This is a genomic window from Fontivita pretiosa (genome assembly GCF_050410795.1).
Lineage (GTDB): Bacteria > Planctomycetota > Phycisphaerae > Tepidisphaerales > Tepidisphaeraceae > Fontivita > Fontivita pretiosa.
The window spans coordinates 3,565,205-3,589,130 of the sequence record NZ_CP191258.1 but is presented as its reverse complement, the minus strand read 5'-3'; the positions used below and the strand labels follow the sequence as shown (position 1 = coordinate 3,589,130).

The following is a 23,926-nucleotide window of genomic DNA, read 5'->3' as shown; positions in this document are numbered from 1 at the left end:
AACGATCGCGCGTGCCACGGGCGTCGTGCCCCTTGTGCAGCGCCTCCAGCACGGCCGGGACGGTAGTGATACGGGCATGACAACCTACTTCGAAGACATCGAGATCGGGCACACGTTCGAGACGCACGGGCGAACGATCACCGAGGCGGACATCGTGTTCCACGCCGGCCACACCGGCGACTTCTTCCCGCACCACATGGACGCCGAGTTCGCCAAGACAACGCCTTTCGGCCAGCGAATCGCCCACGGCACGATGACCTTCGCCATCGGCATCGGATTGCGCGCCTCGCGGATCAACGAAGCCGGTTTCTCCTACGGCTACGACCGCCTGCGATTCATCAAGCCCGTGTTCATCGGCGACACGATCCGCACGCGAGTCCGAGTGGTCGGCAAACAGGACGACCCCAAGCGTCCGGAGTATGGCCGAGTCACCGAACATGTCGAAGTGCTCAACCAACGCAACGAGGTGGTGCTGGCGTGCGAGGAGATCTCGCTGGTGCTGAAGCGACCGCGATGACCCACCGGGGCGGATGATCCACGGTGATCAGCGTGAGAATCGACGTTGCCGTCATCGCAATGAATTGTCAGCGCTGTGCCGCCGATGGCCCGCCAGCTCGGCGCATAAAAAAGGTGGCGTGGACCTCTCGGCATTCCACGCCACCCAGGGAAGGAGGATCGTTACAAGAGATATACGATATGTTCGGGTTGAGGTTCATCCGATCCCCACAATCTTGTATGGGCCGCGATGAATCCGGCACTGAAGCTCGGAAGGTTCGCCCGACACTTCCGTAAGTAAGGTTTATGCGGACAGTTGAACGCGACAGCGCCGCAGAGCCGGCTCAGTCCGTGCATCGGCGATGTCCCATCGCCGTCAAAGCACGTAAGATCGGCTGCTGATGAGGCGGACACGGATCAAGTTCTGCGGGATCACGCGGGTTCAGGACGCCCTGGCGGCGGTGGAACTCGGCGCCGACGCCATCGGCCTGGTCCTGCACGCTAATTCCCCTCGGCGAATCTGCATCGAGCTGGCCGGGCAGATCCTGGCTGAGCTCCCGCCGTTCGTCACGCCCGTTGGTCTGTTCGTCGATCCGACGCCGCGCATCGTTCTGGACATAGCCGCCGCGGTGGGGCTTGGGCACGTCCAGCTTCACGGACAGGAATCGCCGGACCTGCTCGCGTCCCTGCCGGGGCACCTGCGGATTATCAAGGCATTGCGGATTGGACCCGACCGGACCGCCCAGGAGCTTGCGATCTGGCGGCAGGCGAAATCGGTCGCGGCCATCTTGCTGGACAGCGGCGCCGGCGGCAGCGGCGTCGAGAATGACTGGCAACTGATCCATTCGCTTCAGCAGTCCGGGCACCTGCCAGACCATCCGCGTCTGATCCTGGCTGGCGGACTGCGCCCCGACAACGTCGCCGACGTGGTCCGGCTGCTTCGCCCCTGGGCGGTGGACGTCAGCAGCGGGATCGAGGAATCGCCAGGGATCAAGTCAGCCCAGCGGATGGCGGCGTTCGTCCAGGCCGTCCGCGCCGCCGACCTGTCCTGAGCAGCCGCTGTTCTGTTCATAGCAGGGCTACCGGATCCACATCGACGGCAATCCGTTCGCTGCGAGCCAGCGCGCCCTTTTCCCGAACCGCCGCCAGAACGTTTTGCAGCCGCGCGGCACTGGGGCTGATCAGCACGATCTGAGACCTGAAGTACCCTGCGATCCGCCCGATGGCGCAGGGCATCGGCCCGCGCATCGCCACCGCCGGCCCGTGCGGCGCGGTGGCCTGCGAGAGCTGCGCCGCCAACTCCTCGGCACGCTTGTTGAGCTTTTCAGCGTCCTGATCGCGGATCACGATTCGCACCATTCGCGTAAAGGGCGGCAGCCCGACAGACTTACGATTCTCCAGCTCGACCCGGGCAAAGCCTTCGTAATCCTGCTTCAGCGCCGCCTGGATCGTCGGATCGTCCGGCAGAAACGTCTGAAGCACCACCCGCCCCGGCGCATCGCCGCGCCCGGCGCGGCCGGCGACCTGCGTGATGAGCTGGAAAGTCCGCTCGGCGGCGCGGAAATCGGGCAGAGCAAGCGCCGTGTCGCCGCTGATCACTCCCACCAGCGTCACATTCGGGTAATCCAGCCCCTTGGCGATCAACTGCGTGCCGAGCATGACCTGGATTTCCCGGCGGGCGAATCGCCCCAGCGTCGCCTCGTAGTCGCGCCAGCTCCGCATCGAGTCGCTGTCCACCCGCGCAAACTTCAGCTCGGGAAACTTTCTGGCGATCTCCTCCTCGACCCGCTGCGTGCCCAGCCCGAACAGGCTCAGCAACTTCCCGCATTGCGGGCATTTCTCCGGCAGCGGATTGACCGCCAGGCAGTAGTGGCAATGCAACTGCCCCGCATGAACGCTTTCGGCAAGCTTGGCGCTGTGCGTGTGCGCCGCGACCGAGCGGTGGTACGTCATCGTCGTATCACAGTACTTGCACTGCATGAGATGCTGACACGACGGGCAATACACGAAGTTGGAGTAGCCGCGGCGGTTCAGCAGCAGAATCGCCTGCTGGCCGGCGTCGATCGTGTTCCGCAGCAGGTATTCCAGCCGCGGGGACAGAAGATGAACCCCCCGCCGATTCCGGTTGACCACCCGCATGTCCACCAGCTCCACGTGCGGCAGGGACAGCCCGCGAACCCGATGCGGCAGCCGCAGCAGGTAGTACGAACCGGCTGACTGCGGCTCCTGTGCCTGCTGCGCTCGAGACTGGACTCGCTGCCAGCTCTCCAGCGATGGCGTGGCGCTGCCCAAAAGGACGGGAACGCCTTGGAGCTGGGCGCGCTTGATGGCCACATCCCGCGCGTGGTACCGCGGGGCAATGTCCTGCTTGTAGCTGGCCTCGTGTTCCTCATCGACGACGATGATCCCCAGCCTCGGCAGCGGCGCGAATACGGCGCTGCGGGCGCCGACGACGACGTCGGCCTGCCCGGTCGAGATCTGCTGCCAGAAACGGTGTCGTTGGGTTGCGCTCAGGGCGCTGTGCAGAATCGCCACTCGCGGGAAACGCGCCGTGAATCGCCGAACCGTCTGCGGGGTCAGAGCGATTTCCGGCACCAGGACGATGGCCTGCCGTCCTTGCGCGACGACTTCGGCGATGCAGCGCAGGTAGATCTCGGTTTTGCCGCTGCCGGTCACGCCCAGCAGCAGGTTGACGCTGAATCCGCCGCGGCTCACGCGCGGCATCAGATCCTGCATCACCGCCTGCTGATCGGCGTTGAGTTGAATCTGCGGCTCATCCGCGGGCGAGACTTCGATCTGGCTGGTCAGCCCCGCCAGATCCGGTTCGCTGCGGATCGTAATCAGCCCCGTGCCGCGCAACCGGCGGACCGTCGCGACAGTGACCCCCGCCTGACCTGCCAGCCGCGACAGCTCGATCGACTCTCCCGGCTCAAGCTGAAGCAGCCGCGCCAGAATCGCCCGTCGCTTGGGTGCTTTGGTCTTTTCCAGAATCGACTGCGCCTGCTCGCGCGGCTTGGCCAGGCTTACCATCTGCGAATACCCCAGGCCGACTTTCTTTTTCACGGCCGAGGGGATGATCGTTTCGATCACCGTCCCCAGCGGGGCGCAGTAATAGCGGCTCATCCAGCGTGCCAGTTCGAGCATTGGCCCATCCACCAGCACGCGGTCATCGTCGATGCCGCTGATCGGCTTGATGTTGGGATAGCTGGTCGTGTCGCTGATCGACACGACGTAGCCGATGGCTGGCTTGTTGTTCCTCCCCAGCGGAACCCTGACGCGCTGCCCGACACGCAGCAGACCGACCAGCTTTGGGGGAATCGAGTAGTCCAGCACGCGATCAACGCTCTGCTCGATCGCCACGCCGGCGAATGGCCCCGCCGCCTGCGCAGACGGTGCTGCGGCGACGGCCGGATCATCCTGACCAAACAGCGTCATGGCCATGACGGATGGTAATCCCCCCATTGTTGTTCGGCAAGAGTTAGGATTCCGGCGTGGCGATTCCAGCCAATGCGGCTAGAATGCCGACGATCTGGCGGGCAGAGCTCTTCAGGGCAACGCGCCTCCTGCCCAAACGCCGACATGAAGACAAACCCATGGTTCTGGACGATTCACAGCCGTCACCGTCGCAAGTCGCCGAGCCTGAGCAGGTCCGGGCAACCCCGCCGCTGCCGCGCCGCCTGTGGCGCGGCTTTGTCATGCGAGAGCGATTCAGCCTCACCACTGGCGGGATCCTCTGTGCCGTGCTGACGCTTTGGCTGGCTGATACGTTGCATATACCCGCCGCACCAGCACGCGCAGGATCGCTGCTGCAACAGTCTGCGCCCCTGCTGGCGATTGGCGTGGCATGGGTGGCTCTGATCGGCGGGGCGATGATCAGCTCCGTGTTCGCTTCCGGTGTGCATTACGACGGCGGGCTGTTCTGCGCCGCCCTGGGGCTTGCGGCACTGGCGGCACGCATGGGACCGGCACGATTCGCACTGTTCAACGCCCACACCCCTGGCGTCTACCTGTTGCTGGCCCTGGAGACACTGATCCTCGGTCTCGGCATCGTGCTGGCATGGATGCTGCTTCGTCGCGCCGCTCAGGCTGGTAAGCTTCCCCTGGAACAGGCGGCCGACCCGAACGACGATCCGGACGAACCGCTGGATCAGAAACTCCTGGCCACCGCGGCGCAGATCATCCTGACCCTGCTGGGGGTGATCTTTCTGGTGCAGACCGACCAGAAGATGCAGACTCTGTGCGGGCTGTTCATCAGCGCCAGCCTTGCAGCACTGGCGGCGCACCATTTCGTGCCGGCGCGCCCGAGCATCTGGTTCTTCTGCGGCCCGTTCGTCGTCGCGATCATCGGGTACCTCAGCCAGTTTTTCTGGCCCGGGGAGTGGATGATCGGCGATCCGCGCGGGGTGCTGGCGCCGGTGACGCGTGCGATGCCGCTGGACTACGCCAGCGCCGGCACCGCCGGCGCCCTGCTGGGCTACTGGACCAGTCGCCGCTGGCAACTGGAACGACAGGGATAAACGAAAAAGACTCCCGACCCCTTATCCGAGGATCCTGCGGGCGAACTCGCGGGCGGCTTGCAGCGACTCGGGCAGCCGCGAGGGATCCTTGCCGCCGGCCTGGGCCATCTGCGGGCGTCCGCCCCCGCCACCGCCCGCCACCTTCGCCGCCTCGCGAACCCAGTCCCCGGCTTTCAATCCTTTGGCAATCAGGTCATCGCTGACGGCGGCGACAAAACTGACCCGCTGCCCGTCGCTGCTGGCCAACAACGCCGCGAAACTCGCCGTTCGCTTGCGGATCGAGTCGATCACCCCGCGAAGCTGCTCGTCGCTGGCGCCTTCGATGGCCGCGACCATGATCGGCCCGGCGGCAACCAGCTCGGCCGCAGTCGCGCCGATGTCGATGCTCGCCGCCGCCTTCTGCTGCGCCTTTTCCCAGGCTCGATACCTGGCCTGTAGCTCGGCAATCGCCGCCTGTCCGCGACGTCTGGCCAGCAGCGGAACATCGTCGGCCCCGAGCTGCTTCTGAAGGGCTTGAAGCTCGCGGGCAAGCTGCGATTCGGGCAGCGATCGGGCGTTGGCGATGGCGGCTTCAAGCTCCTGCCGGCGCTGCGCCGCGGCGCGGGCCGCGGCCCCGGTCAGCGCCACAATCCGCCGCACGCCCTTGCTCACCGACTCCTCGGCGGTGATCACAAACTCCTCCACCTCCGCCGTATTGCGCAGATGCGTGCCCCCGCAGAACTCGATCGAGTACTGCCGCCACCTGGGGTTGAGCGGATCCTTCAACAACTCCTCAACCGTAACGCCGATGCTCACCACGCGAACCATCGGCGGATACTTTTCGCCGAAAACCGCCCGCAGACCGTTGATCTTCAGCGCCTGCTCCTGCGGCACCACCTGGGCATAAACGGGCATCTTGCGGGCGATGCACTGATTCACCAGCGCCTCGACCTGCGCCACCTGCTCATCGTCCAACGACTTGCCGTACGAAAAATCAAATCGCAGCTTCAGCGGATCGACCAGCGAGCCCTTCTGCTCGACCCCGTCGCCCAGCACCTCACGCAGCGCCCAGTTGGCCAGGTGCGTGCCGGTGTGGTTCTGCATGGTGGGGAATCGGGCCGGCGATACAGTGGCGGTGACCTCATCGCCGACGCGGATGCAGCCGCTGCGTACCCGGCCAACATGCAGCACGTATCCCCCGACCATCCGCGTGGTCTCCACGTCGAAGCACGCGCCGGCGCTGGCCAGCACGCCGCTGTCGCCGACCTGTCCGCCCATCTCCGCGTAAAAGTTCGTGCGGTCGAGGATGACGGCCACCTCCTGGTCGGCCGACGGATCGGCGGATGGATCCAGGTTGCTGCCGTTCCAGATGGCCACCACTCGGGCACGGATCGGGTCGGTCTGATACTTGGCCGAGTCGTCGGTGGGAGCGATGCCCTCTCTGGCCAGCTCCGCCAGCGCCGCGGGGGTCAGCTCATAGATGCCGGTCTGGCCTTCCTGCCCGGCGGCGCGGGCGCGATTGCGCGCCTCCTCCATCAGCTTTTCATAGCCGGCCTTGTCCACGGTCATTCCGCGCTCAGCGGCCATGATCTCCGTCAGGTCGATCGGGAAGCCGTAGGTGTCGTGCAGCTTGAACGCATCGGCCGCGCTGATTTGCGAGGTGCCGCGCGCCGCTGCTGCGCGGGCGGCTTCTTCAAACAGCGCCAGCCCGCGGTCCAGCGTGCGGCCAAAGCTGATCTCCTCGTCCCGGATGATCTGCGCGACACGCGCGGGATCGCGCTTCAGCTCCGGGAATGCCTCGCCCATGGCCTGCACCACCACGTCCACCATCCTGTGCAGGAACGGGTCGCGCAGGCCAAGCTGCTGGCGACCGAAGCGAACAGCGCGGCGAAGAATCCGCCGAAGCACGTATCCGCGCCCCTCGTTGCCCGGAACCGCCCCGTCGGTCAGCGCGAACGTCAGGCAGCGGGCGTGATCCGCAATCACACGAAATGCAATGTCGTGCCGAAGCTGCTCATTGGCCGCCTCAAGCTCGGGGTTGGGCGCATTGGTGGGCGGGAACTGCCCGGTGTATTTGATTCCGGTCATCGCGGTCAGGGCATCCCAGAACGGGTCGAACAGGTCAATGGCGTAGTTGTCCTGCTTGCCCTGAAGAACGTGACAGATGCGCTCAAAGCCCATGCCGGTATCGACATGTTTGGCCGGCAGAGGCGTAAGCGAGCGGTCGGGGTTGCGGTTGTACTGGATGAAGACCAGGTTCCAGATCTCCATCACCCGCGGGTCGTCGCCGTTGATCCGCTGCCCGCCGGACTTGTCCGGCGTGCGGTCGATGTGGATCTCGGAACACGGTCCGCACGGGCCGGTCTCGCCCATCTCCCAGAAGTTGTCCTTGCCGAAAAAGTGGATGTGGTCGTCGGGCAGGCCGGCGATCTGCTTCCAGAGCCTGGCCGCCTCAACATCCCGGGGCACGCCGTTCGCCTCGTCGCCCTCGAAGCAGGTCACGTGCAGCCGCGTGGGATCGAGTTTCCAGACTTTGGTGAGCAGTTCCCAGGCCCATTCGATCGCCTCGGCCTTGAAGTAATCCCCGAAGCTCCAGTTGCCCAGCATCTCGAAGAAGGTGTGATGGCGTCGCGACCGCCCGACATCGTCCAGGTCGTTGTGTTTTCCGCCGGCGCGGATGCACTTCTGCGAGTTCACCGCCCGCACGTAGTCGCGCTTCTCGATCCCCAGGAAGATCGGCTTGAACTGATTCATTCCGGCATTGGTGAACAGCAGAGTCGGGTCGTCGTGTGGCACGACCGGCGAACTGGGCACAAAGGTGTGCCCGTGCCTGGTGACGAAAAAGTCGATGAACTGCCGGCGAATCTCGTTGGAAGTCATGGGGTTTCACACCGTCCAAAGGCCGGTGATTATTGTCCGAGCGGTGCAGTGCATCAAGCGCGGGCAAGACAGCACCAGACCCGATGCGCTCAAACATGAAGACGTGCAAGTCGAACACGCGAGACGCGAGCACGCGCTGGCGGCGCACTTAAAATCTGATGTCCTGGTGTCCTCAGGCTTGCAGGACCCGCGGTTACTGCCCGCTGACGACGGCCTGACGCTGGAGTTGCGGGGCAGGGTCTGCCGGCGCCGCGCCGTCGGGTGGAGGAACGATTTCGAGCTTGCACTGCTCGGCGGGGATTTCGTTGATGATGCTCTGAAGCTCGGCCACGCCGCTGATACGCCTGCCCGCGACGCTCAGCAGCACCGCGCCGGCCCGGACCCCCTGCTTGACCAGCGGACTGGCCGGATCGATGCCCAGCACCAGCAGCCCGTGCTCCGGCGAGCCGGACTTGCCGCCGGATGCCCAGTTGGGAGGGATCGGCCCCAGCAGCATCCCCCGCCAGCGGAAACGCTGGTTGTGCCGATTGATCGCCACGCTGGGCAGTTGCCGGCGACGAAGCTGAACTTGAACGCTGGCGGGCTTGCCGCCGCGACGAATCGCCAGGGTCGTGGGCTTTTCGATCGAAGCCCGACCGATTACCCGAACGAACTGATCGCTGTCGGACACCACCACGTCCTGCACCTTCGTGACGATGTCGCCAACTTGAAGCGCTTCGGCCGCAGGGGAATCCTTCTCCACCATGTCGATCACCACGCCGCTCCCGTCGGTGATGCCGGCCTCGCGGCGTTGTCTGGCGGTGGCGGTGCTGACCATCACGCCCAGATACGCGTACACGATCTCTCGCCCCTCCTTCAACTCCTGCACGCGCTCAAGCAGCTCGGGCGTGATCGGCAGGGCAAAGCCAATCCCGTTGGTCGATTTCTGCGGAAGGATCACGGCGGTGCTGACCCCGATCACCTCACCGGCCAGATTGAACAGCGGGCCGCCGGAGTTGCCCGGATTGATCTCGGCAGTGGTCTGGATCAGATCGCTGTAGAAGCGGTTTTCGGCGCTGGCCAGCCTGGGCAGAGAGCGGCCGGTGGCGCTGACGATGCCCACGCTCATGGCCATCTGCCCCGTCGCCGCCATGCCGTACGGATTGCCCAGCGCGATGGTCCACATTCCGCGGCGGACGGAGCCGAACGGCGCGAAGCGCACCGGCGGCAGGTCGCCGCCCGGAACCTTCAGCACCGCCAAATCAGCACGGGGATCCGAGCCAACGACCACCGCCGGATAAACGCGCCGGTCGTCGGTGGTGATCCAGAGCTGTGTGCAGTCGGCGATGACGTGTTCATTGGTGAGGATATATCCATCGCGATCGATGACAAAACCGGTCCCGACCATGCGCGTGGCGCGATCGAGCATTCGCTGGAGACGATCGGTGTTGAGGCTGTCAGCGCGCAGCGCGTCGTCGGAGTCGGCGTCGGCCGGATCGATCGCGGCGGAAATCGCCACCACACTGGGCGCGACGCGTTCGGCAATGGCGCGGAACTGCGACTCGAGGTTCAGCAGCTCGATCGTGCTGCCGGTGTGGCTGTCCGGGCTCTGTGCCACCGCCACGACCGGGCAGACAACCGCCCACGCGACCACTGCGACCCAGGCAAAGCCCGTGAAATGTGCAACCGAATTGACGATGCGCCCGGCGGGCGCCCAACTGCGGCAACCCATTCGATACCCCAGGTACACCAAAAGCCCCGCACGAACCACGACGACGCGGCAGGCGTCCCACAACGCCACCGCGGCATCATATTCGTCGGCCAATCGATGTACAGGCTGAATCGATCGCCCGAATGAATTTTTCATCCGGCGCGTGGGGCGTGTCACACTTCTGCGGCCGCGATCCAGCTCGCATCAGGGGATGATGGTCAGATGTTGAGCTGCGGCGCGACACCTTGCGAACGCCGCCGCCTCACACCTGCCCATCATCCCATTGCGGTCTACACCGCCAGCTCGTCCGCTCCCGTCGCCGCAGACTCCATCGCGCGCTTGGCGTCCACAAGCCCCTTGCTCTTGAGGATCTGAACGCGAATCTCTTCGGCCAGGTCCTTGTTGTCGAACAGGAACTGCTTGGCGTTTTCGCGTCCCTGCCCGAGCCGAGTGCCCTTGTACGTAAACCACGCGCCGCTCTTTTCAACAATGTTGCCGAGGACCGCCAGGTCCAGCAGGTCTCCCTCATAGCTGATGCCGCGGTCGAACATGATGTCGAACTCGGCATCCCTGAAGGGCGGAGCGATCTTGTTCTTGACCACGCGGGCGCGCGTGCGCGCGCCCACCGAAACCTCGCCTTCCTTGATGGTCTGTGTGCGGCGGACATCGATGCGGACGGAGGCGTAGAACTTCAGCGCCCGCCCGCCGGGCGTCGTCTCGGGATTGCCGAACATCACGCCGATCTTCTCGCGGATCTGGTTAATGAAGATGACGGTGCATTTGCTGCGGGAGATTGCTCCGGTGAGCTTGCGCAGCGCCTGGCTCATGAGCCTGGCCTGCAAGCCCACGTGCGAGTCGCCCATTTCCCCTTCGATCTCCGCCCGCGGGATCAGGGCGGCCACCGAGTCGATCACGATCACATCAACCGCATTGGAGCGAACCAGCAGTTCGCAGATTTCCAGTGCCTGTTCGCCCGTGTCCGGCTGGCTGACCAGCAGGTCGTCGAGCTTCACGCCCAGCCGCTTGGCCCAGGATGGGTCCAGCGCGTGCTCGGCGTCGATGAACGCCGCCACGCCCCCCATCTTCTGGGCGTTGGCGATGATGTGCAGGGTGAGGGTGGTTTTGCCGCTGGATTCCGGGCCGAAGACCTCGATCACGCGCCCGCGGGGGATGCCGTAGCCGCCCAAAGCGATGTCCAGGCTCAAACTGCCGGAGGGGATACCGTCGATGGCGACCGGCTTGTCGCCGTCGAGCTTCATCACGGCGCCTTTGCCGAACTGTTTTTCGATTTGCTGGACGGCGCGGCTCAGGGCCGATTCGCGCGCCGGGTCGCGTGGGGCAACAGCGGGAACGGGTTTGGCGGCCGCGCCGTTTCCGCCGGCGGGAATAGCCCGCTGCACCGGCTCCTTACCGGCGGGCGTTGCGGTCGAGACAGACTCCTTGCGCGTGTCCGACTTGTCGAGGGACTTGGCCACGAGTGGCTCCTTTCCAGATCACGCCGGGTATGCTGGTCAGCCGGCGTGCCAGGCTCGCCCCGGAAGCGGATCAGGATCCGCCGGGCGCCTGCGAAACGGTGGCTTGGGGCGGGCTGTGCTCGATGGGCCGAAGCTGAGCAGGAGCTTGGATCGCTCGCTGGAGCTTGGGTCGCTCGTTTCGGCCGGGAAGCAGTCCATGTCTTCCCGCACACCCGCAACTGAACTCGACGGAAGCCACCCACCGTCCCTGTTCAGTGTTTGTACGGATATGCTAATAACGATCGTCCGAAAGGCAAGCAGAAATTCAGGAAATGTTCGGGTATCGCCCCGGCTCGCACGCAACGCCGCCCCGCAACATCACTTGCAACCTGTGATCGGCTTGCTCAGACTTGAAAGTGCGCCAAGGGAACGTATCGCGACCCCTCGGGGTGCAGATGACTCTCCATCAGCACGAACCTGGCCACCTGAAGCCTGGGGCCGGGGAACAGAGCCGACGTCAAAGCCTCGGCGTGCTGTCGCGCCTCGGGCGGCAAAGTCGGGCGGGCACGCGCCAGCGTGACATGTGGCCGATAGGCGCGCGTCTCGCGCTCGAAGCCCAGATGCTGGCAGCGCTGCTCAATCGCCCGATGCAGGCCGCCGATGGCTTCCAGATCGCCCCCAAAGCCGGCCGCCACGATCCGCACCGGCCCGCGTTCGGGAAAACACTCGATCTTCCGGGCGAAGATCTCGATCGTCCCCCCGGCTCGCACCAGCGACAGCGACTCCGTGAGCTTCGCCACCCGCCTGTCTTCCACTTCTCCCAGGAACTTGAGCGTGATGTGCAGGTTCTGCTCGCGCGTGAACGAGGCCTTGCCGATCTGAGACTTCAGACTCTGCCCGACGCGCAGCAGGTGTTGACGGACTTCCGGGGGCAACTCGATCGCGATGAACAGCCGCATCAGAAACTCATCGCCTGCTTGTACTGGTTCCAGCGCTCGTCAATGTCCTCGCGGGTGATGGACTGCAAGCCGCCCAGGGAAAAGTCGGAGATCGTGAAGCTGGCCAGCACGGTCCCGAAGGCCAGAGCCCGTTTGATTGTCGAGGCTGAGAAGCTGCCCTGTGTGGCCAGATAGCCCATCATCCCGCCAGCGAAGCTGTCGCCGGCGCCGGTGGGATCGACGACCCTGTCCGCCGGAAACGCCGGCAACACAAACGTGTCGCGGTCGCTGCACATCAGGCAGCCGTGCTCGCCCTTTTTGATCACCACGAACTTCGGGCCCATCTTCAGCACATCCCGCGCCGCCTGGATCAGGTTTTTCTGCTCGGTCAGTAATCGCGCCTCGCCGTCGTTGAGCACCAGCCCGTGAATCCGACCCAGCAGCTTGCACAGCTCCTTCCGCTCGGTCTGAATCCACAGGTTCATCGTATCGGCGACGATCAGCCGCGCGCCGTTGAGCGAGTGGATCATCTCCTGCTGGAGCACCGGGTGCGTGTTGGCCAGAAACACGTACTTGCTGTCGCAGAAGCCCTGCGGGATCCTGGGCGCGCGTTCGGCCAGGACATTCAAGTCCACCTTGACGGTGACGGCTTCATTGATGTCCTTCAGGTAGCTGCCCTGCCAGCGGAAGGTCTTGCTGCCCTTTCGCACTTCCACGCCGCTGATGTCCACATCGCGACCCTTGAAAAGCTCGAAGACGGTGCGCGGGCAGTCTTCGCCCACCACGCCGACCAGCCGCACGGGCGTGAAAAACGACGCGGCGTAGGCGAAGTAGACCGCGCTGCCGCCGATCACGTCTTCACGCCTGCCGAACGGGGTCTCGACCGTATCGATGCCGATGGATCCGGTAACCAGCAGAGACATAGTTAAGCAGCAAGAATGAGGGATGAACCTCGAAGAATCAAGCGTCCGCCGAAGCCTGCCGCCGCAGCCTCAGCCCGCGCCGGGAAGCTGCCGCACCTTCACCCGCGTGGCGGTCACGGTATACAACCGCCCGGGCGTCAGCCGCTTGTAACGCTCGAAAAGCCGATCGATCGCATCATCCTGCTCCACATCCTCGCCCTTGAGCTGAAGAAACACAATCGACCGCCCGAAGCGGATCCGGTTGGCGAACGGCGCGTTGGCCAGATCGGCATCGGCGGTGATGATGTCCAACTGTTTCTGGTGAGCCAGTCGCAGCAGTTCCGTCGGCGGCAGGTTCGGATCAATGCCCACTTCCGCGGGGACGTTGGCGATATGCCCGTGTCGCCGCAGCGCCTCGCCAACCGCTCCAGTGACATTACCATGCAGCAGCCATCGCACGTGAACACCTCGGTAGTCGATCCCCGGTCTTGAATCCCGACCCCTCGCACTGCGTTCAACTACGATCGCCGTCAGCCAGTTCCAGGTGTTGAAGCGGAACCAGCTTGACCGGCCCCAGCAGACCCGACGGCACAGGGTCCCACTTGCTGGCATCGAACGGCTTGTAGTTGATGTTCACGAAGTTGATCTCCTTGAAGATCCGCCACTGCACCCCCCGCAGATCCAGATCACGGATTCGATTGGCGGCGAGGTTGGTCACCTCGATCTCCAGAACATTGCCGGCATCACGCAGCTCGGCGGCGTCGAACGACACGCGGAACGGAACAGCCCAGGCGGCGCCGATCGGCCTGCCGTTGAGCTTCACCCGCGCGCTTTCGCGAACGTCGCCCAGATCCAGCGCCCAGCCATCCACCGGGCGCGGCGTCGCGGGCCTGTCAAACTCGATCCGATACCGTGCCGTGCCGGCAAAGCGCCTGGCCTGCTCGTCGCCCAGATCCGTCCATGACGCCAGCCGGTCGGTGTCGATCGCCTGCGGCAGGCTCGGCCCGCCATCGATGAACTCGATGTGCCACCGCCCGGTCAACAGGATCGGTCCCCCGGCGGCACGTGTGTAGCGCCAGGGCTGGCCCTTCACCTTTCCTGTGGCAAAAGTCCGCAGGATCAGGGACTGTCCCGGCTCGATCTGAAGATAGACCTCGGTCGCCCCGTCGCGCTTTCTGCTCGCCGCCAGACCCGCCCGGCCAGTCATCGGATCCATGATCGCCACCGACTCGCAGGCCACGGCCAACCGCACCCACTGGTCAACCTCTCGCCTGCCCAGGCTGGCGATGAAGTAGTGATGGCCCTGCTCGTGCGTGCGACGAATCATCCCCACGCCATCGCCGACAAACCTTTCGCATCGCGCCTTCACAGCACTGACCAGCGAGTCGATCGAATCGTCTACCACCACACGCCCGCTGCCCATCAGTGCCTCGCCCAACCGTTTCAGTTCCGTCCGGCGCTGCTCGAGCCTTCCCAGGCCCGGCACGTCCTGCGGAAGCGCGCCCTGAACCAGCACGGTCGCCCCGCCCCGGGCAAGCTCGAGAATCTTCTGCATGGTCTGAGGCGGGATCTTCCGGACCCTGGGCAGCAGCAGCGCGCGATATCGCACCCCGCCGGGCGCTTTGATCGCATCGCCATCGTTGGTGCATTGGGCGATTTGGTCATCGGAGATGTAATCGTGACCGCAACCCAGCCGGGTCAGCTCCCGTGATGCCTGCTCAAATGGCCGGCCAGACAGCCACTGGTCGCCATGAACCGTAAACCGCTGCTCGAGCTTCTCCGGGTCGTGCCAGTTGTCGTATACCGGCCAGTACAGCAGCAGGTCGTTGTCCGGCTGCCCGGACTGAAGAATCGCCTGGCAGCGGGCGATGTAAGCATTCATCAACGGCAGGTCTCGCCACAGCGGATCGCGCGGATTGATCTCGCTGGAGGCATAGAACAACCACCCCGGCCAGGGGGCATCCTGCGGGGAATAGCACGTGCCGTGGTAGATCACGTGGTTGATGCCGGCCAGGAACATCTGGTCGATCTCCGGCTTGGCCATCGCCAGTGAAATCTTGAAGTGCTCGCGCAGCCAGGTCAGGGTCTCGCAACTGGCCAGTTGTCTGCCGGCCACGTGCGCCGCCGACGAGGCGAATTGGCTGATGATCGGGTTGGGCTGATTCTTGCCGTCGGTGTCTTCGGGGATGCGACGGAAGCCGGGGATGGAAAACGGCGTGGAGCCGAACGTCTCGGTCTCGGGGATGTCCGCCGCCGCGTACAGGTCCAGCAGGTTTCCCGGCGCGCCGTGCGCCTGGTTGCGGGCCAGATAGCCATGTTCGTGGCACCACCTGACCCAGGCGTTGATGTAATCCAGGTGCATGGCGGCCAGGGTCTGACGATAGTCGGACTTGACGCGCGCGACGGCGTCCGGATCGCCCTGCCCGAAGAACTCGGCCACGTGGTCGCGCAGGTCGTATCCGTGCATCTGCTCAAAGCGATCCGGCAGCTCGTCACACCAGTTGCCTGCATACTCGAACGAATCGTGAAACTGCGCCCGCACGATGCCGCGCGGCAGATGATCGAACGATTTGAGGTAGTGTTGGATACCCCGCAGCGAGTAGGGATTGAGCACCATCCCCTCTCCGCCGGGCGCCGCACGCTTGACCTTCATCCCCGAAGGTTTGGACCCGATCTGCCCATCGACGCGCGTCACGAGCTTGTCCACAAACTCCGGCCCGACCATCGGCCCGCCGAATGGCCAGCCCGTGCGCGTGGCCATGTCCACGCCCAGGTCCAGCCGTTTGCCCTCGTCGGCGACATGCTGAAGCATCTGGATCCACTGCGGCGAGAGGAAGGGAATCTGGCGATGCTCGTATCCATTGACTCCGTAGATCGGCGTGATCTCCACGCCGCCGATCCCCGCCTGCTGCATCAGCTCCAGCTCGCGCGTCAGGTTGGGCGGATCGACGGCGTTGCCCGGCCACCACCACCGCGTCCACGGGCGCGACTGCCGGGTGATCGCCGGCCAGGAAAGCTCCGCATCCTCCGCCCGGGCCATCGAGACGCTATACAGCGTGATCAGGGCAAGCAGACACACCAGAAGCATCGAGTGCATGAGTTTTGACCCATTGAAGATAAAGTCCCTGGGGCGGCGCGGTAGGCCCGGCGGCCTCGCGATTGCGCGCTTCCAGGATCTGCCGGATGTGATCCGGCTCATACTTTTTGATTCCCACTTCCACCAGCGTCCCGACAATGATCCGCACCATGTTCCACAGAAAGCCACTGCCCTCGATACCGATGACGATCATCGGGCGACGCCAGTGCACATCGCAACTGTGGACCGTGCGCACGGTGTGCTGCCGGCCATGCCCGGGACGCGCGAAGCTGGCGAAATCATGCTCGCCGACCAGCAGTTGCGCCGCGGCACGCATCGCCTCGGTGTCCAGGTAACGCCAGCGGTGCCAGACCAGATCCGGCATAAACACCGGCCGATCCGGATGGTTCCAGATCGCATACTGGTATCTCTTGGAAATGGTGGACTTGATCGCGTCGAAGGTCTCGGGCACCGGCTCGATCTTGCGGATCAGGATATCCGCCGGCAGACGCGAGTTGATCGCCATCCGCAGCCCGCGGATCGGAATCTGCACCTGATCGGTGTCGAAGTGGGCGACCTGCCCCTTGGCGTGCACGCCGGAATCCGTGCGCGAGGATCCGACAACCTCCACAGGATGACCCACAACCGATTCGATCGCGCGCGTCACCGTTTCCTGTACCGTCGGAATCCCCTCGCCCGGCGGAGGAGTTTCGCCTTTCCACAGCTCATTGGCCGGCTGCATCTGCCAGCCGTGATAGTTGGTGCCGCGGTAGGCGATCGTCAGCTTGTATCGCTGGGTCGGCATGTCAACGACGCTGTTCCGATCGCAGCACGGCGATCACCTGATCATACAGGGCCGCGTTGGTGGCGACCGCATCGGGGCCCCAGGTCGTGACCGTGCCCTGCCAGTCGCTGAACCGCCCGCCCGCTTCGCTCAGGATCGGCAGCATCGGCGCGATGTCCCAGGGATTGATCACCGGATCGAGCATGATCTCGGCTCTGCCGGTGGCGACCAGCGCATAACCATAGGCGTCGCCCCAGGTGCGGTTGAGCCTGGCGCGCCCGGCCAGACGTTCATAAGCATCGGATCGCCGCATCGCCGTCAGCACGCTGCTGGTCAGCACGGTCGCCTGTTCAAGTTGATCCACGCTCGAGACGGTCGCGGCGCGACCATTCCAGCGGCAGCCCAGCCCGGCGGCGGCGTAGACGATCTCGTCCAGAGCCGGCAGGTCGATCACTCCGAGGCTGGGGCGCTGATCGATCTCCAGTCCGATCAGCACCGCATACAGCGGCACGCCGTGAATGAACGACTTGGTCCCGTCGATCGGATCGATGATCCAGCGGAAGCGCGGATCGCCGCGCGCCTCGCCGGATTCCTCTCCCAGGATCGAGTGCGACGGAAAGTATCGACCGATGACCGCGCGGATGACCTGCTCGGCCTGGCGGTCGGCGCAGGTCACCGGCGTGTCATCGACCTTGGTCTCGACGGCGACGTCGGTGTTGAAGTACGCCAGCGTGCGCCTTCCCGCCAGATACGCCGCCTCGATCGCCACATCCAGCAATGTCCGCAGCGAAGGATCGGGCATGGCCACATCATCGGCGCCGGCCGCATCTGTGACAAGCCGATCGACCTGGAAGCTGTGCCGGGGCTTCCCGCAGCACACCGAGACGGTGAAACCGGCCTGACAGAACCCGACCGGGCAGCTTATGATGCAGCAATGGACCTGGTCGTGCCTCGGACTGATGAGCACGCGCATGCTGCCGCGCCGCCCGCGCAATGTCCCCGCGAACAGAACGAGCGCAGCGCGGGGGTGGCGGCGGGGATCAACATCGCGCCAGGCAGCGACGACGACGGCTGGATCGTACCCGATCCAGTGCCCCTGGACGACGGAACCCTGGTGCAGCTCTACAAGGATGGCGAAGCGCTTCGCGCCGCCTATCGTGCCATCGAGCAGGCCCGGCGACGCGTGTGCCTGGAGGTCTACATCTTCGCCGACGACGACACGGGGCGCGCCTTCGCCGAGCTGTTGTGCCGCAAGGCGATTCAGGGCGTGCAGGTGTATGTCATCTATGACTCGTTCGGCTCGCTGGGCACCGATCGGCAGATGCTGCGGCAGATGCAGCGCAGCGGCGTGCACCTGGAGGTCTTCCATCCCGTCTATCCGTGGGAGTGCCGCTACAGTTGGCGGCCGTTCAACCGCGACCATCGCAAGCTGCTGGTGATCGACGATGAAATTGCCGGCCTGGGCGGCCTGAATGTCGGGCACGAATACGCCGGGTCCTGGGTGATCTACCAGCGCGACGCCGACGAATGCGACTTCTGGCGCGACAACGCCATCGGCATCCGTGGACCCATGGCCCGCTATTTTCTCCGCGCCTTTGCCAGGAGCTGGCATTACGTGACCCACGGCGGGCGGATTCGAACCGCCGAGTTCAACTACAACCTGGAGGCGATTCACAACGGCGCCCCGCGCGACCCGGGCAACCAGATGAGCATCCTGGCGTCGGTGCCGACGCTGTCCAGCCCGCTCAGGCCTCTGCTGCGATCGCTGTTTGCCAATGCCAGGCACAGCATCCAGATGACGATGGCCTACTTCGCGCCCGATGACGAGCTGATTGCCGAACTGTGCCGCGCCGCCCGGCGCGGCGTGCGGGTGCAGCTCATGCTCCCGGCACGCTGCGACGTGCATGCCCTGATCATCGCCGCCCGCTCGTTCTACGAGACGCTGCTGTCGGCGGGCGTGGAAATCTACGAACGCCAGACCGTCGTGCTGCACGCCAAGACCATGACCATCGACGGCGCGATCACGGTGATCGGTTCGGCCAACCTCGACTATCGCAGCATCGAGTACAACCTGGAGCTGTCGGCGATCATCCACTCGCGCCAGTTCGGCCAGCAGATGCACGCTTTGTTCGCCAACGACATGCTCTACGCCCGGCGGATCAGCCTCAGCGAATGGCGCAAGCGCCCGATGCGCGACCGGCTGGTGCAATGGGCCGTCAGCCGGGCCAGGTATCTGCTGTGAGGCGTTTGCCCGGCGCGATTCACCCCAGCCATTCGCCGTGGAAGACTTCGGTCGCCGGGCCAGTCATGTAGACGTTGTTGTCGGACTGCCGCCATTCCAGGTGCAGGTCGCCGCCGGGCAGGTGCGCCAGCAGCTTTCGTCCGGTGCGTCCGGTGAGCACGCCCGCCACGCACACCGCGCACGCGCCGGTGCCGCACGCCCACGTGATCCCGCTGCCACGTTCCCAGGTGCGCATCTTCACCTCGTCCGGCGAGATCACCTGCGCCCAATGCGCGTTGATCCGCCTGGGAAATGCCGCATGCCGCTCGACGATCGGCCCCAGATGTGCCAGATCCACCCCATCCACATCCGAAACATACGTGACCAGATGCGGATTGCCCATCGAAACGAAGCTGGCGATCAGCAGCGCCGGGTAGCTCGTCTGCGCATGCTTGGGATGCTCCAGCGAAAGCTCGAATTCGTGCTGGCTGACCCTTCGCAATCTCGACGCATCAACCGGAATGCTGCTCAGGTCCAGAATCGGCTGGCCCATGTTGACGGTCACCAGCTCCACCTTGCCGCGCGGATCCAGCACAAGCTCCAGCTTCAGCACGCCGCGACCGGTCTCGACGGTCATCGGGTTGTTCTTCGTCAGGCCGTGCTCGAAGGCATATTTGGCCACGCAGCGGATCCCGTTGCCGCACATTTCGCCCTCGGACCCGTCGGCGTTGAACATGCGCATCCGCACGTCCGCTTTGTCGGATGGCAGAATCAGGATCAGGCCATCCGAGCCGACGCCGTAATGCCGGTCGGAGATTTTTCGCGCCACGTCGGCCGGGTCTTCGACACTCTGCTCGAAGCCGTTGACGTAGACGTAGTCATTGCCGATGCCGTGCATCTTGGTGAACTTCAGGCCCATACGTGAATAAGGATATGGCATCCCGACATCCAGGCTCAACTTCCGGCGATGGATCGTCCGATAATGCCGGTGTGACTCTGGTGCAGACCGCCACCCTCGCACAGCAGCAGGCCGAAAGGAACTTCGCGCGCAACCTCGAGGCGCTGGCGCCGACGCAGCCGGCGCTTGGCCGGTGGCTGAATGAACAGCTTCTGGAGCTGGAGTGGGTCTTCGCAAGAGATCGCGCGCTGAGCGCGCAGGAACGATCGGGGCAGTGGATCGGCGGCTGCTCGCTGCCCCGCCGCGTCGCGCAGGCGGTGCTGGCGCGGCTGGAGGTGCGAGGCTCGACAGCATGCTTCCTGGCCCCGCCACACGCCGCTTTTCTCCGCGTCGCCCTGGACAAGCTCGCCGCCCAGCAGGCAATCGTCGCGATCGTCCCGGACATGCGCGATCTGGCCATCATGCTGCACTGCCAGGACTTCGCCGACGACATCCGCGCCGGCCGCCTCTGGTACGCCGCCGGACCCGCGTGGGACGTGTCACTGCGATCGATCTTCGACGATCAGGATGGCCTGGCCACTCCCACGCATTTCATCAGAGCTCCCGACGCCGACCCAGAGCCGATCCAGGGCCTGATCAGCACGGCGCAGGCGGTGTTCAGTGAGGTTCATGCCGAGCGCGCCGCCCGGATGCAGGCACTTGTGCAATCCGCCGCCCGCCGCCGCCGATCCCCCGGCGCTTCTGCCCGCCTGTGCGTGGTCGCCCCGATGCAATTCCGGCTGTGGAATGACATCGGCCACGCGATGATGCAGGCGACACAGGGCATCACAGGGATGGAGACCGTCGTCTTCGACGCCGATTCACCGATCAACAGCTCGCCGATGGCGCTGCTGAAAATCGCGACTTCGTGTGACGCGATTCTGACCGCGAACACGGCCCGCACCGACCTGCCCGGCGTGCTTCCCGAGTCTTTGCCATGGATCACCTGGATCACGCAGCCGCGGATTCCCAGCGCCGCGCTGGCCGCCGCCAACGACCATCTGATCGTGACCGACCCTGCGCTGCGCGACGCGGCCGTGCGTGCCGGCTGGCCCGCGGCACGCGTGTGTCTGGGCAACTGGCCGCAGGTCCAACCCGCCGCCGCGTCCGCACCAGCGCCCGGCTCCGCCTGCCTGGCAATCATCGCGGATACCTTCTCCCTGGAGACTCCCCCCGACCTGATGGACTACTCCAGTCACGGGCTGCTCTGGGAGTACATTCGTGAGGAACTGACCCACGAGCCTTTCGCACTGAATGACGACATCGACGGTTATCTGTCCACCCGAATGGCCAAGATCAACATCGGGCAGGCCAACTTTCCCCGCGCGCGGTTCATCGAGAAGCTGATCGTGCCGGCGTATCAGCAGGGGCTGGCGCGGACGCTTTTGCGCGCCGGGCTGCGCGTGCGGCTGTTCGGCGCGGGCTGGGAGGATCTGGAGGAATTCAGGCCCCATGCCGCCGGTGTCGTCAGCTCGCGAGAACAGCTTCAGGACATCGCCGCGGCGTCGGCGGCACTGATTCACGTTTGGCCCCTCACCTTCAGCCATCCGATCGATGCGCTGGGTGTGCCGGTGCTGACAGCCGTCCGCTGGCGCCGCGCACAGGATTTCGTCCGCTCGGCGCATGCCGCCCTGGAAGGCAGGCCACCTGCGGCAGCCACCTCGTCATCACAGAGACTGACTGCCTCCCTGATTGCGTCGATCGTGCAAACCGTCGCCGGCGCATAGCGCCGCGACACGCTGGCTCGGCAGGTCGCTGCCGCGCCGCGGAAATCCACCCGCTCCGATTCAACCGCCGTGGCTCATGCTCTGCCGCCCCGATGCCCGATAACCCTTACATGATTCGGCCGACACCCGGCGGCCGCAGGTTGTCACCCGGTTCTCGCAGCACCACGCAAGGCCTCCACGGCGACTGACCGCCGCACAGACCTTGCCCGCACCAGAAAGGATCTGCCCATGCCTTCGCTGATGGAATTGGTGGAACGTGTCAACAAGGGCGAGTTGATCGACCCGGACCTGCTTCAGGTTTACGAGGATTCACCCAATTCGGCCGAGAAGTTCCTGGCCCACCATGCCCATGCGCTGCTGGATCTGCGGCGGGCGCAGCAACACATGCTTCAGAGCCTTGAAGCCATCGATTACTCGGATCAGAAGGTGCTCAGCCAGTTCATCAGCGTCAGCGGCTTTTTGGGGCTGAGCGACATGCGGGCCGGGCCGGTGATCAAGTTCGGCTCCTGCGCCATTGCCCGCCGCGAATACGCCCTGGGTCTGGAAGCTATCCAGAATGGCGTGTCGTACGATCTTGCCCACGGCGGAACATACACCTCGGACCGCGAGAACTGCCTGTTCATCGCCACGCAGTACGATCGCGTGGCGCAGTCAGTCGGTTGGCGAAGCGAGCAGTCGGCGGAATGGAACAACAAACAGGTGAAGCTCGGCTATGTCGTGTCCGGCATCGCCGACGACGAGCCGTCCGGCAGAGCCATCGCCAGCCTGGCGCGGCATCACGACGCCAAGCGGTTCAAGCTCGGCGTGTACTCGACTGAAGCGTTCGTCCGCCGCGAGAAACAGCACTTTGCCGCGGGCAGCTACCTTTCGCCCAGCAACAAGCGGGGGCGCGAAGTCCTGGAGTCGCTCAACCGCCAGAAGATTCCCGTCTGGACCGCCCCCACCGACGCAGACCTGCTGGTTTCGGCGCGGGAGCTGGCCAGTCAGCTTGTCCGCGACCATGTCGATGTGGTGATCTTCGACGCCAACCAGTCCGATCCGATCGCGGCGATGGTCGCCGACTGGGATGTCGGGCGCGTCAGGATCAACCTCTGTCGGCGCTGGCCGCTGTACGCATCGGGCGTCCACTGCATCTGCTACACCGATCAGGCGCGTTTCGAGGCGGACCGCGCGTTCTGGAGCCGGCGAAACATGGACGTGCGGTTCCTGCTGGAAGGGATCGACGCCGAGGAAAAGTTTGGCCCGCCGCCGCAACGCAGCGTCTACGGCATCCCGGACAACGCGGTGGTCCTGGCAACCGCCGGCAGCGACCTGGATCGCACCGTCGGCGAGCCATTCGTCGAAACGATCATCCACATCCTGCGCGCTCACCCGCACGCGATTTACCTGCTCATCGGCGAGGGTGAGCTGGTCTGGCAGAAGCGGAAGTTCGAGTCGGCGGGCGTGGGCAAGCGCGTCGGCTACGCCGGCCGACGACGCGACCTGCCCGCATTCCTCCGCATCGCCGACATTTACCTGGCCGAGTTCCCCGCCAGCAGCGCCGCCGGGGTGCTACAGGCCATGAGCGTCGAGCGACCGGTGGTCGCGATCCGCTGCGGCGACAGCGTCGAGCAGTCGCAGGCCGCCGAGTTCGTCGGCGCCGAGTACACCGTCGGCGGACACGAGGCCGGTGCCTACATCGAGCGCGTCAGCAAGCTGATCCGCGAGCCGCAGTATCGTGCCAAGATCGGCAAGATCATGCGCGCCCGCGTTGAACAGCACTTCGGTTTCAACCAGACGGCACGGCAGCTTGAACAACTCTGCGAGCAACTGCTCCAGCGGTGGTCCGAAGCCTCCGCCCAGCAGACCCCTGTCGCCCAGGCGGCCTAAGCGCACCATCGGGCGCCGCCAGCGCGATCCCCTCTCCCGGTACTCCAGGGGCTGGCGTGGCGACGCCATCAGCGCGCCATCCCTCTCCCGGTACTCCGGGGACTGGCGTGGCGACGCCATCAGCGCGCCATCCCCTCTCCCGGTACTCCGGGGACTGGCGTGGCGACGCCATCAGCGCGCCATCCCCTCTCCCGGTACTCCGGGGACTGGCGTGGCGACGCCATCAGCGCGCCATCCCCTCTCCCGGTACTCCGGGGACTGGCGTGGCGACGCCATCAGCGCGCCATCCCCTCTCCCGGTACTCCGGGAGAGGGTTAGGGTGAGGGTTCTGGTGGAAGGCAAAACGATGAAGACTGAAAGACAAACTCGCCATTCATCCTTCTGATCCTGCCCGGGAATTGTGTCACGAGCATCTTGGCGCGTGCGAGCGGTCATCGCACCGGCGGGACGCCCGTGC

Annotated in this window: 17 protein-coding genes; 6 read left to right on the top strand and 11 right to left on the bottom strand. The window is 65.0% G+C overall.

Annotation, left to right across the window (positions count from 1 at the left end):
- Positions 1-76 precede the first annotated feature (76 nt).
- Both ACQS5P_RS14520 and ACQS5P_RS14515 read left to right on the top strand, forming a co-directional pair.
- A complete protein-coding gene (locus ACQS5P_RS14520; RefSeq protein ID WP_428937337.1) occupies positions 77-517 on the top strand; it encodes a MaoC/PaaZ C-terminal domain-containing protein in 441 nt (146 codons plus the stop codon).
- 379 nt (positions 518-896) lie between these two features.
- The gene (locus ACQS5P_RS14515; protein ID WP_428937336.1) at positions 897-1,547 is read left to right on the top strand and encodes a phosphoribosylanthranilate isomerase; all 651 of its coding nucleotides are present in this window, start codon (positions 897-899) and stop codon (positions 1,545-1,547) included.
- A 16-nt stretch (positions 1,548-1,563) separates the two neighbouring features.
- On the opposite strand, the gene priA is transcribed toward ACQS5P_RS14515, so the two are convergent.
- Positions 1,564-3,930 carry a replication restart helicase PriA gene (gene priA / locus ACQS5P_RS14510; protein ID WP_428937335.1) on the bottom strand — a complete coding sequence of 789 codons (2,367 nt, stop codon included), beginning with the start codon at positions 3,928-3,930 and terminating at the stop codon, positions 1,564-1,566.
- A 158-nt stretch (positions 3,931-4,088) separates the two neighbouring features.
- Here priA and ACQS5P_RS14505 point away from each other — a divergent pair, with 158 nt between their 5' ends.
- Positions 4,089-5,012, top strand: coding sequence for a hypothetical protein (locus tag ACQS5P_RS14505; RefSeq protein ID WP_428937334.1), 924 nt, complete (start codon positions 4,089-4,091; stop codon positions 5,010-5,012).
- 21 nt (positions 5,013-5,033) lie between these two features.
- On the opposite strand, the gene alaS is transcribed toward ACQS5P_RS14505, so the two are convergent.
- The 9 genes from alaS to hisN all read right to left on the bottom strand — a co-directional run bounded on the left by alaS (position 5,034) and on the right by hisN (position 17,517).
- Positions 5,034-7,871 carry an alanine--tRNA ligase gene (gene alaS, locus ACQS5P_RS14500; protein WP_428937333.1) on the bottom strand — a complete coding sequence of 946 codons (2,838 nt, stop codon included), beginning with the start codon at positions 7,869-7,871 and terminating at the stop codon, positions 5,034-5,036.
- Between the two features lie 193 nt (positions 7,872-8,064).
- Positions 8,065-9,675, bottom strand: a complete 1,611-nt coding sequence (locus tag ACQS5P_RS14495) for a trypsin-like peptidase domain-containing protein (protein ID WP_428937332.1) — start codon at positions 9,673-9,675, stop codon at positions 8,065-8,067.
- A 176-nt stretch (positions 9,676-9,851) separates the two neighbouring features.
- Entirely contained in the window at positions 9,852-10,871 is a 1,020-nt protein-coding gene (recA, locus tag ACQS5P_RS14490) for a recombinase RecA (protein ID WP_428941027.1), read from the bottom strand.
- Positions 10,872-11,419: 548 nt separating this feature from the next.
- Positions 11,420-11,974 carry an RNA 2',3'-cyclic phosphodiesterase gene (thpR, locus tag ACQS5P_RS14485; RefSeq protein WP_428937331.1) on the bottom strand — a complete coding sequence of 185 codons (555 nt, stop codon included), beginning with the start codon at positions 11,972-11,974 and terminating at the stop codon, positions 11,420-11,422.
- Positions 11,974-12,876, bottom strand: coding sequence for a PfkB family carbohydrate kinase (locus ACQS5P_RS14480; RefSeq protein WP_428937330.1), 903 nt, complete (start codon positions 12,874-12,876; stop codon positions 11,974-11,976). The genes thpR and ACQS5P_RS14480 overlap by 1 nt, the downstream gene beginning before the upstream one ends.
- 69 nt (positions 12,877-12,945) lie before the next feature.
- Positions 12,946-13,314, bottom strand: coding sequence for a DUF5615 family PIN-like protein (locus ACQS5P_RS14475; RefSeq protein ID WP_428937329.1), 369 nt, complete (start codon positions 13,312-13,314; stop codon positions 12,946-12,948).
- 55 nt (positions 13,315-13,369) lie between these two features.
- Positions 13,370-15,943 carry a glycosyl hydrolase gene (locus ACQS5P_RS14470; RefSeq protein ID WP_428937328.1) on the bottom strand — a complete coding sequence of 858 codons (2,574 nt, stop codon included), beginning with the start codon at positions 15,941-15,943 and terminating at the stop codon, positions 13,370-13,372.
- Positions 15,903-16,736 (bottom strand): tRNA pseudouridine(38-40) synthase TruA, encoded by an 834-nt coding sequence (gene truA, locus ACQS5P_RS14465; RefSeq protein WP_428937327.1) that lies wholly within the window; start codon positions 16,734-16,736, stop codon positions 15,903-15,905. Before truA ends, ACQS5P_RS14470 begins: the two co-directional genes overlap by 41 nt.
- A gap of 1 nt (position 16,737) precedes the next feature.
- Positions 16,738-17,517 (bottom strand): histidinol-phosphatase, encoded by a 780-nt coding sequence (gene hisN, locus ACQS5P_RS14460; protein WP_428937326.1) that lies wholly within the window; start codon positions 17,515-17,517, stop codon positions 16,738-16,740.
- Positions 17,518-17,649: 132 nt separating this feature from the next.
- Here hisN and ACQS5P_RS14455 point away from each other — a divergent pair, with 132 nt between their 5' ends.
- The gene (locus ACQS5P_RS14455) at positions 17,650-18,957 is read left to right on the top strand and encodes a phospholipase D-like domain-containing protein (protein ID WP_428937325.1); all 1,308 of its coding nucleotides are present in this window, start codon (positions 17,650-17,652) and stop codon (positions 18,955-18,957) included.
- A gap of 19 nt (positions 18,958-18,976) precedes the next feature.
- On the opposite strand, the gene dapF is transcribed toward ACQS5P_RS14455, so the two are convergent.
- Positions 18,977-19,849, bottom strand: coding sequence for a diaminopimelate epimerase (gene dapF, locus ACQS5P_RS14450; RefSeq protein WP_428941026.1), 873 nt, complete (start codon positions 19,847-19,849; stop codon positions 18,977-18,979).
- Between the two features lie 20 nt (positions 19,850-19,869).
- On the opposite strand from dapF, the gene ACQS5P_RS14445 reads away from it, so the two are divergent.
- Both ACQS5P_RS14445 and ACQS5P_RS14440 read left to right on the top strand, forming a co-directional pair.
- Complete coding sequence (locus ACQS5P_RS14445) at positions 19,870-21,600, top strand: hypothetical protein (RefSeq protein ID WP_428937324.1); 1,731 nt, start codon at positions 19,870-19,872, stop codon at positions 21,598-21,600.
- Positions 21,601-21,828: 228 nt separating this feature from the next.
- A complete protein-coding gene (locus tag ACQS5P_RS14440) occupies positions 21,829-23,469 on the top strand; it encodes a glycosyltransferase (RefSeq protein WP_428937323.1) in 1,641 nt (546 codons plus the stop codon).
- Positions 23,470-23,926 lie beyond the last annotated feature (457 nt).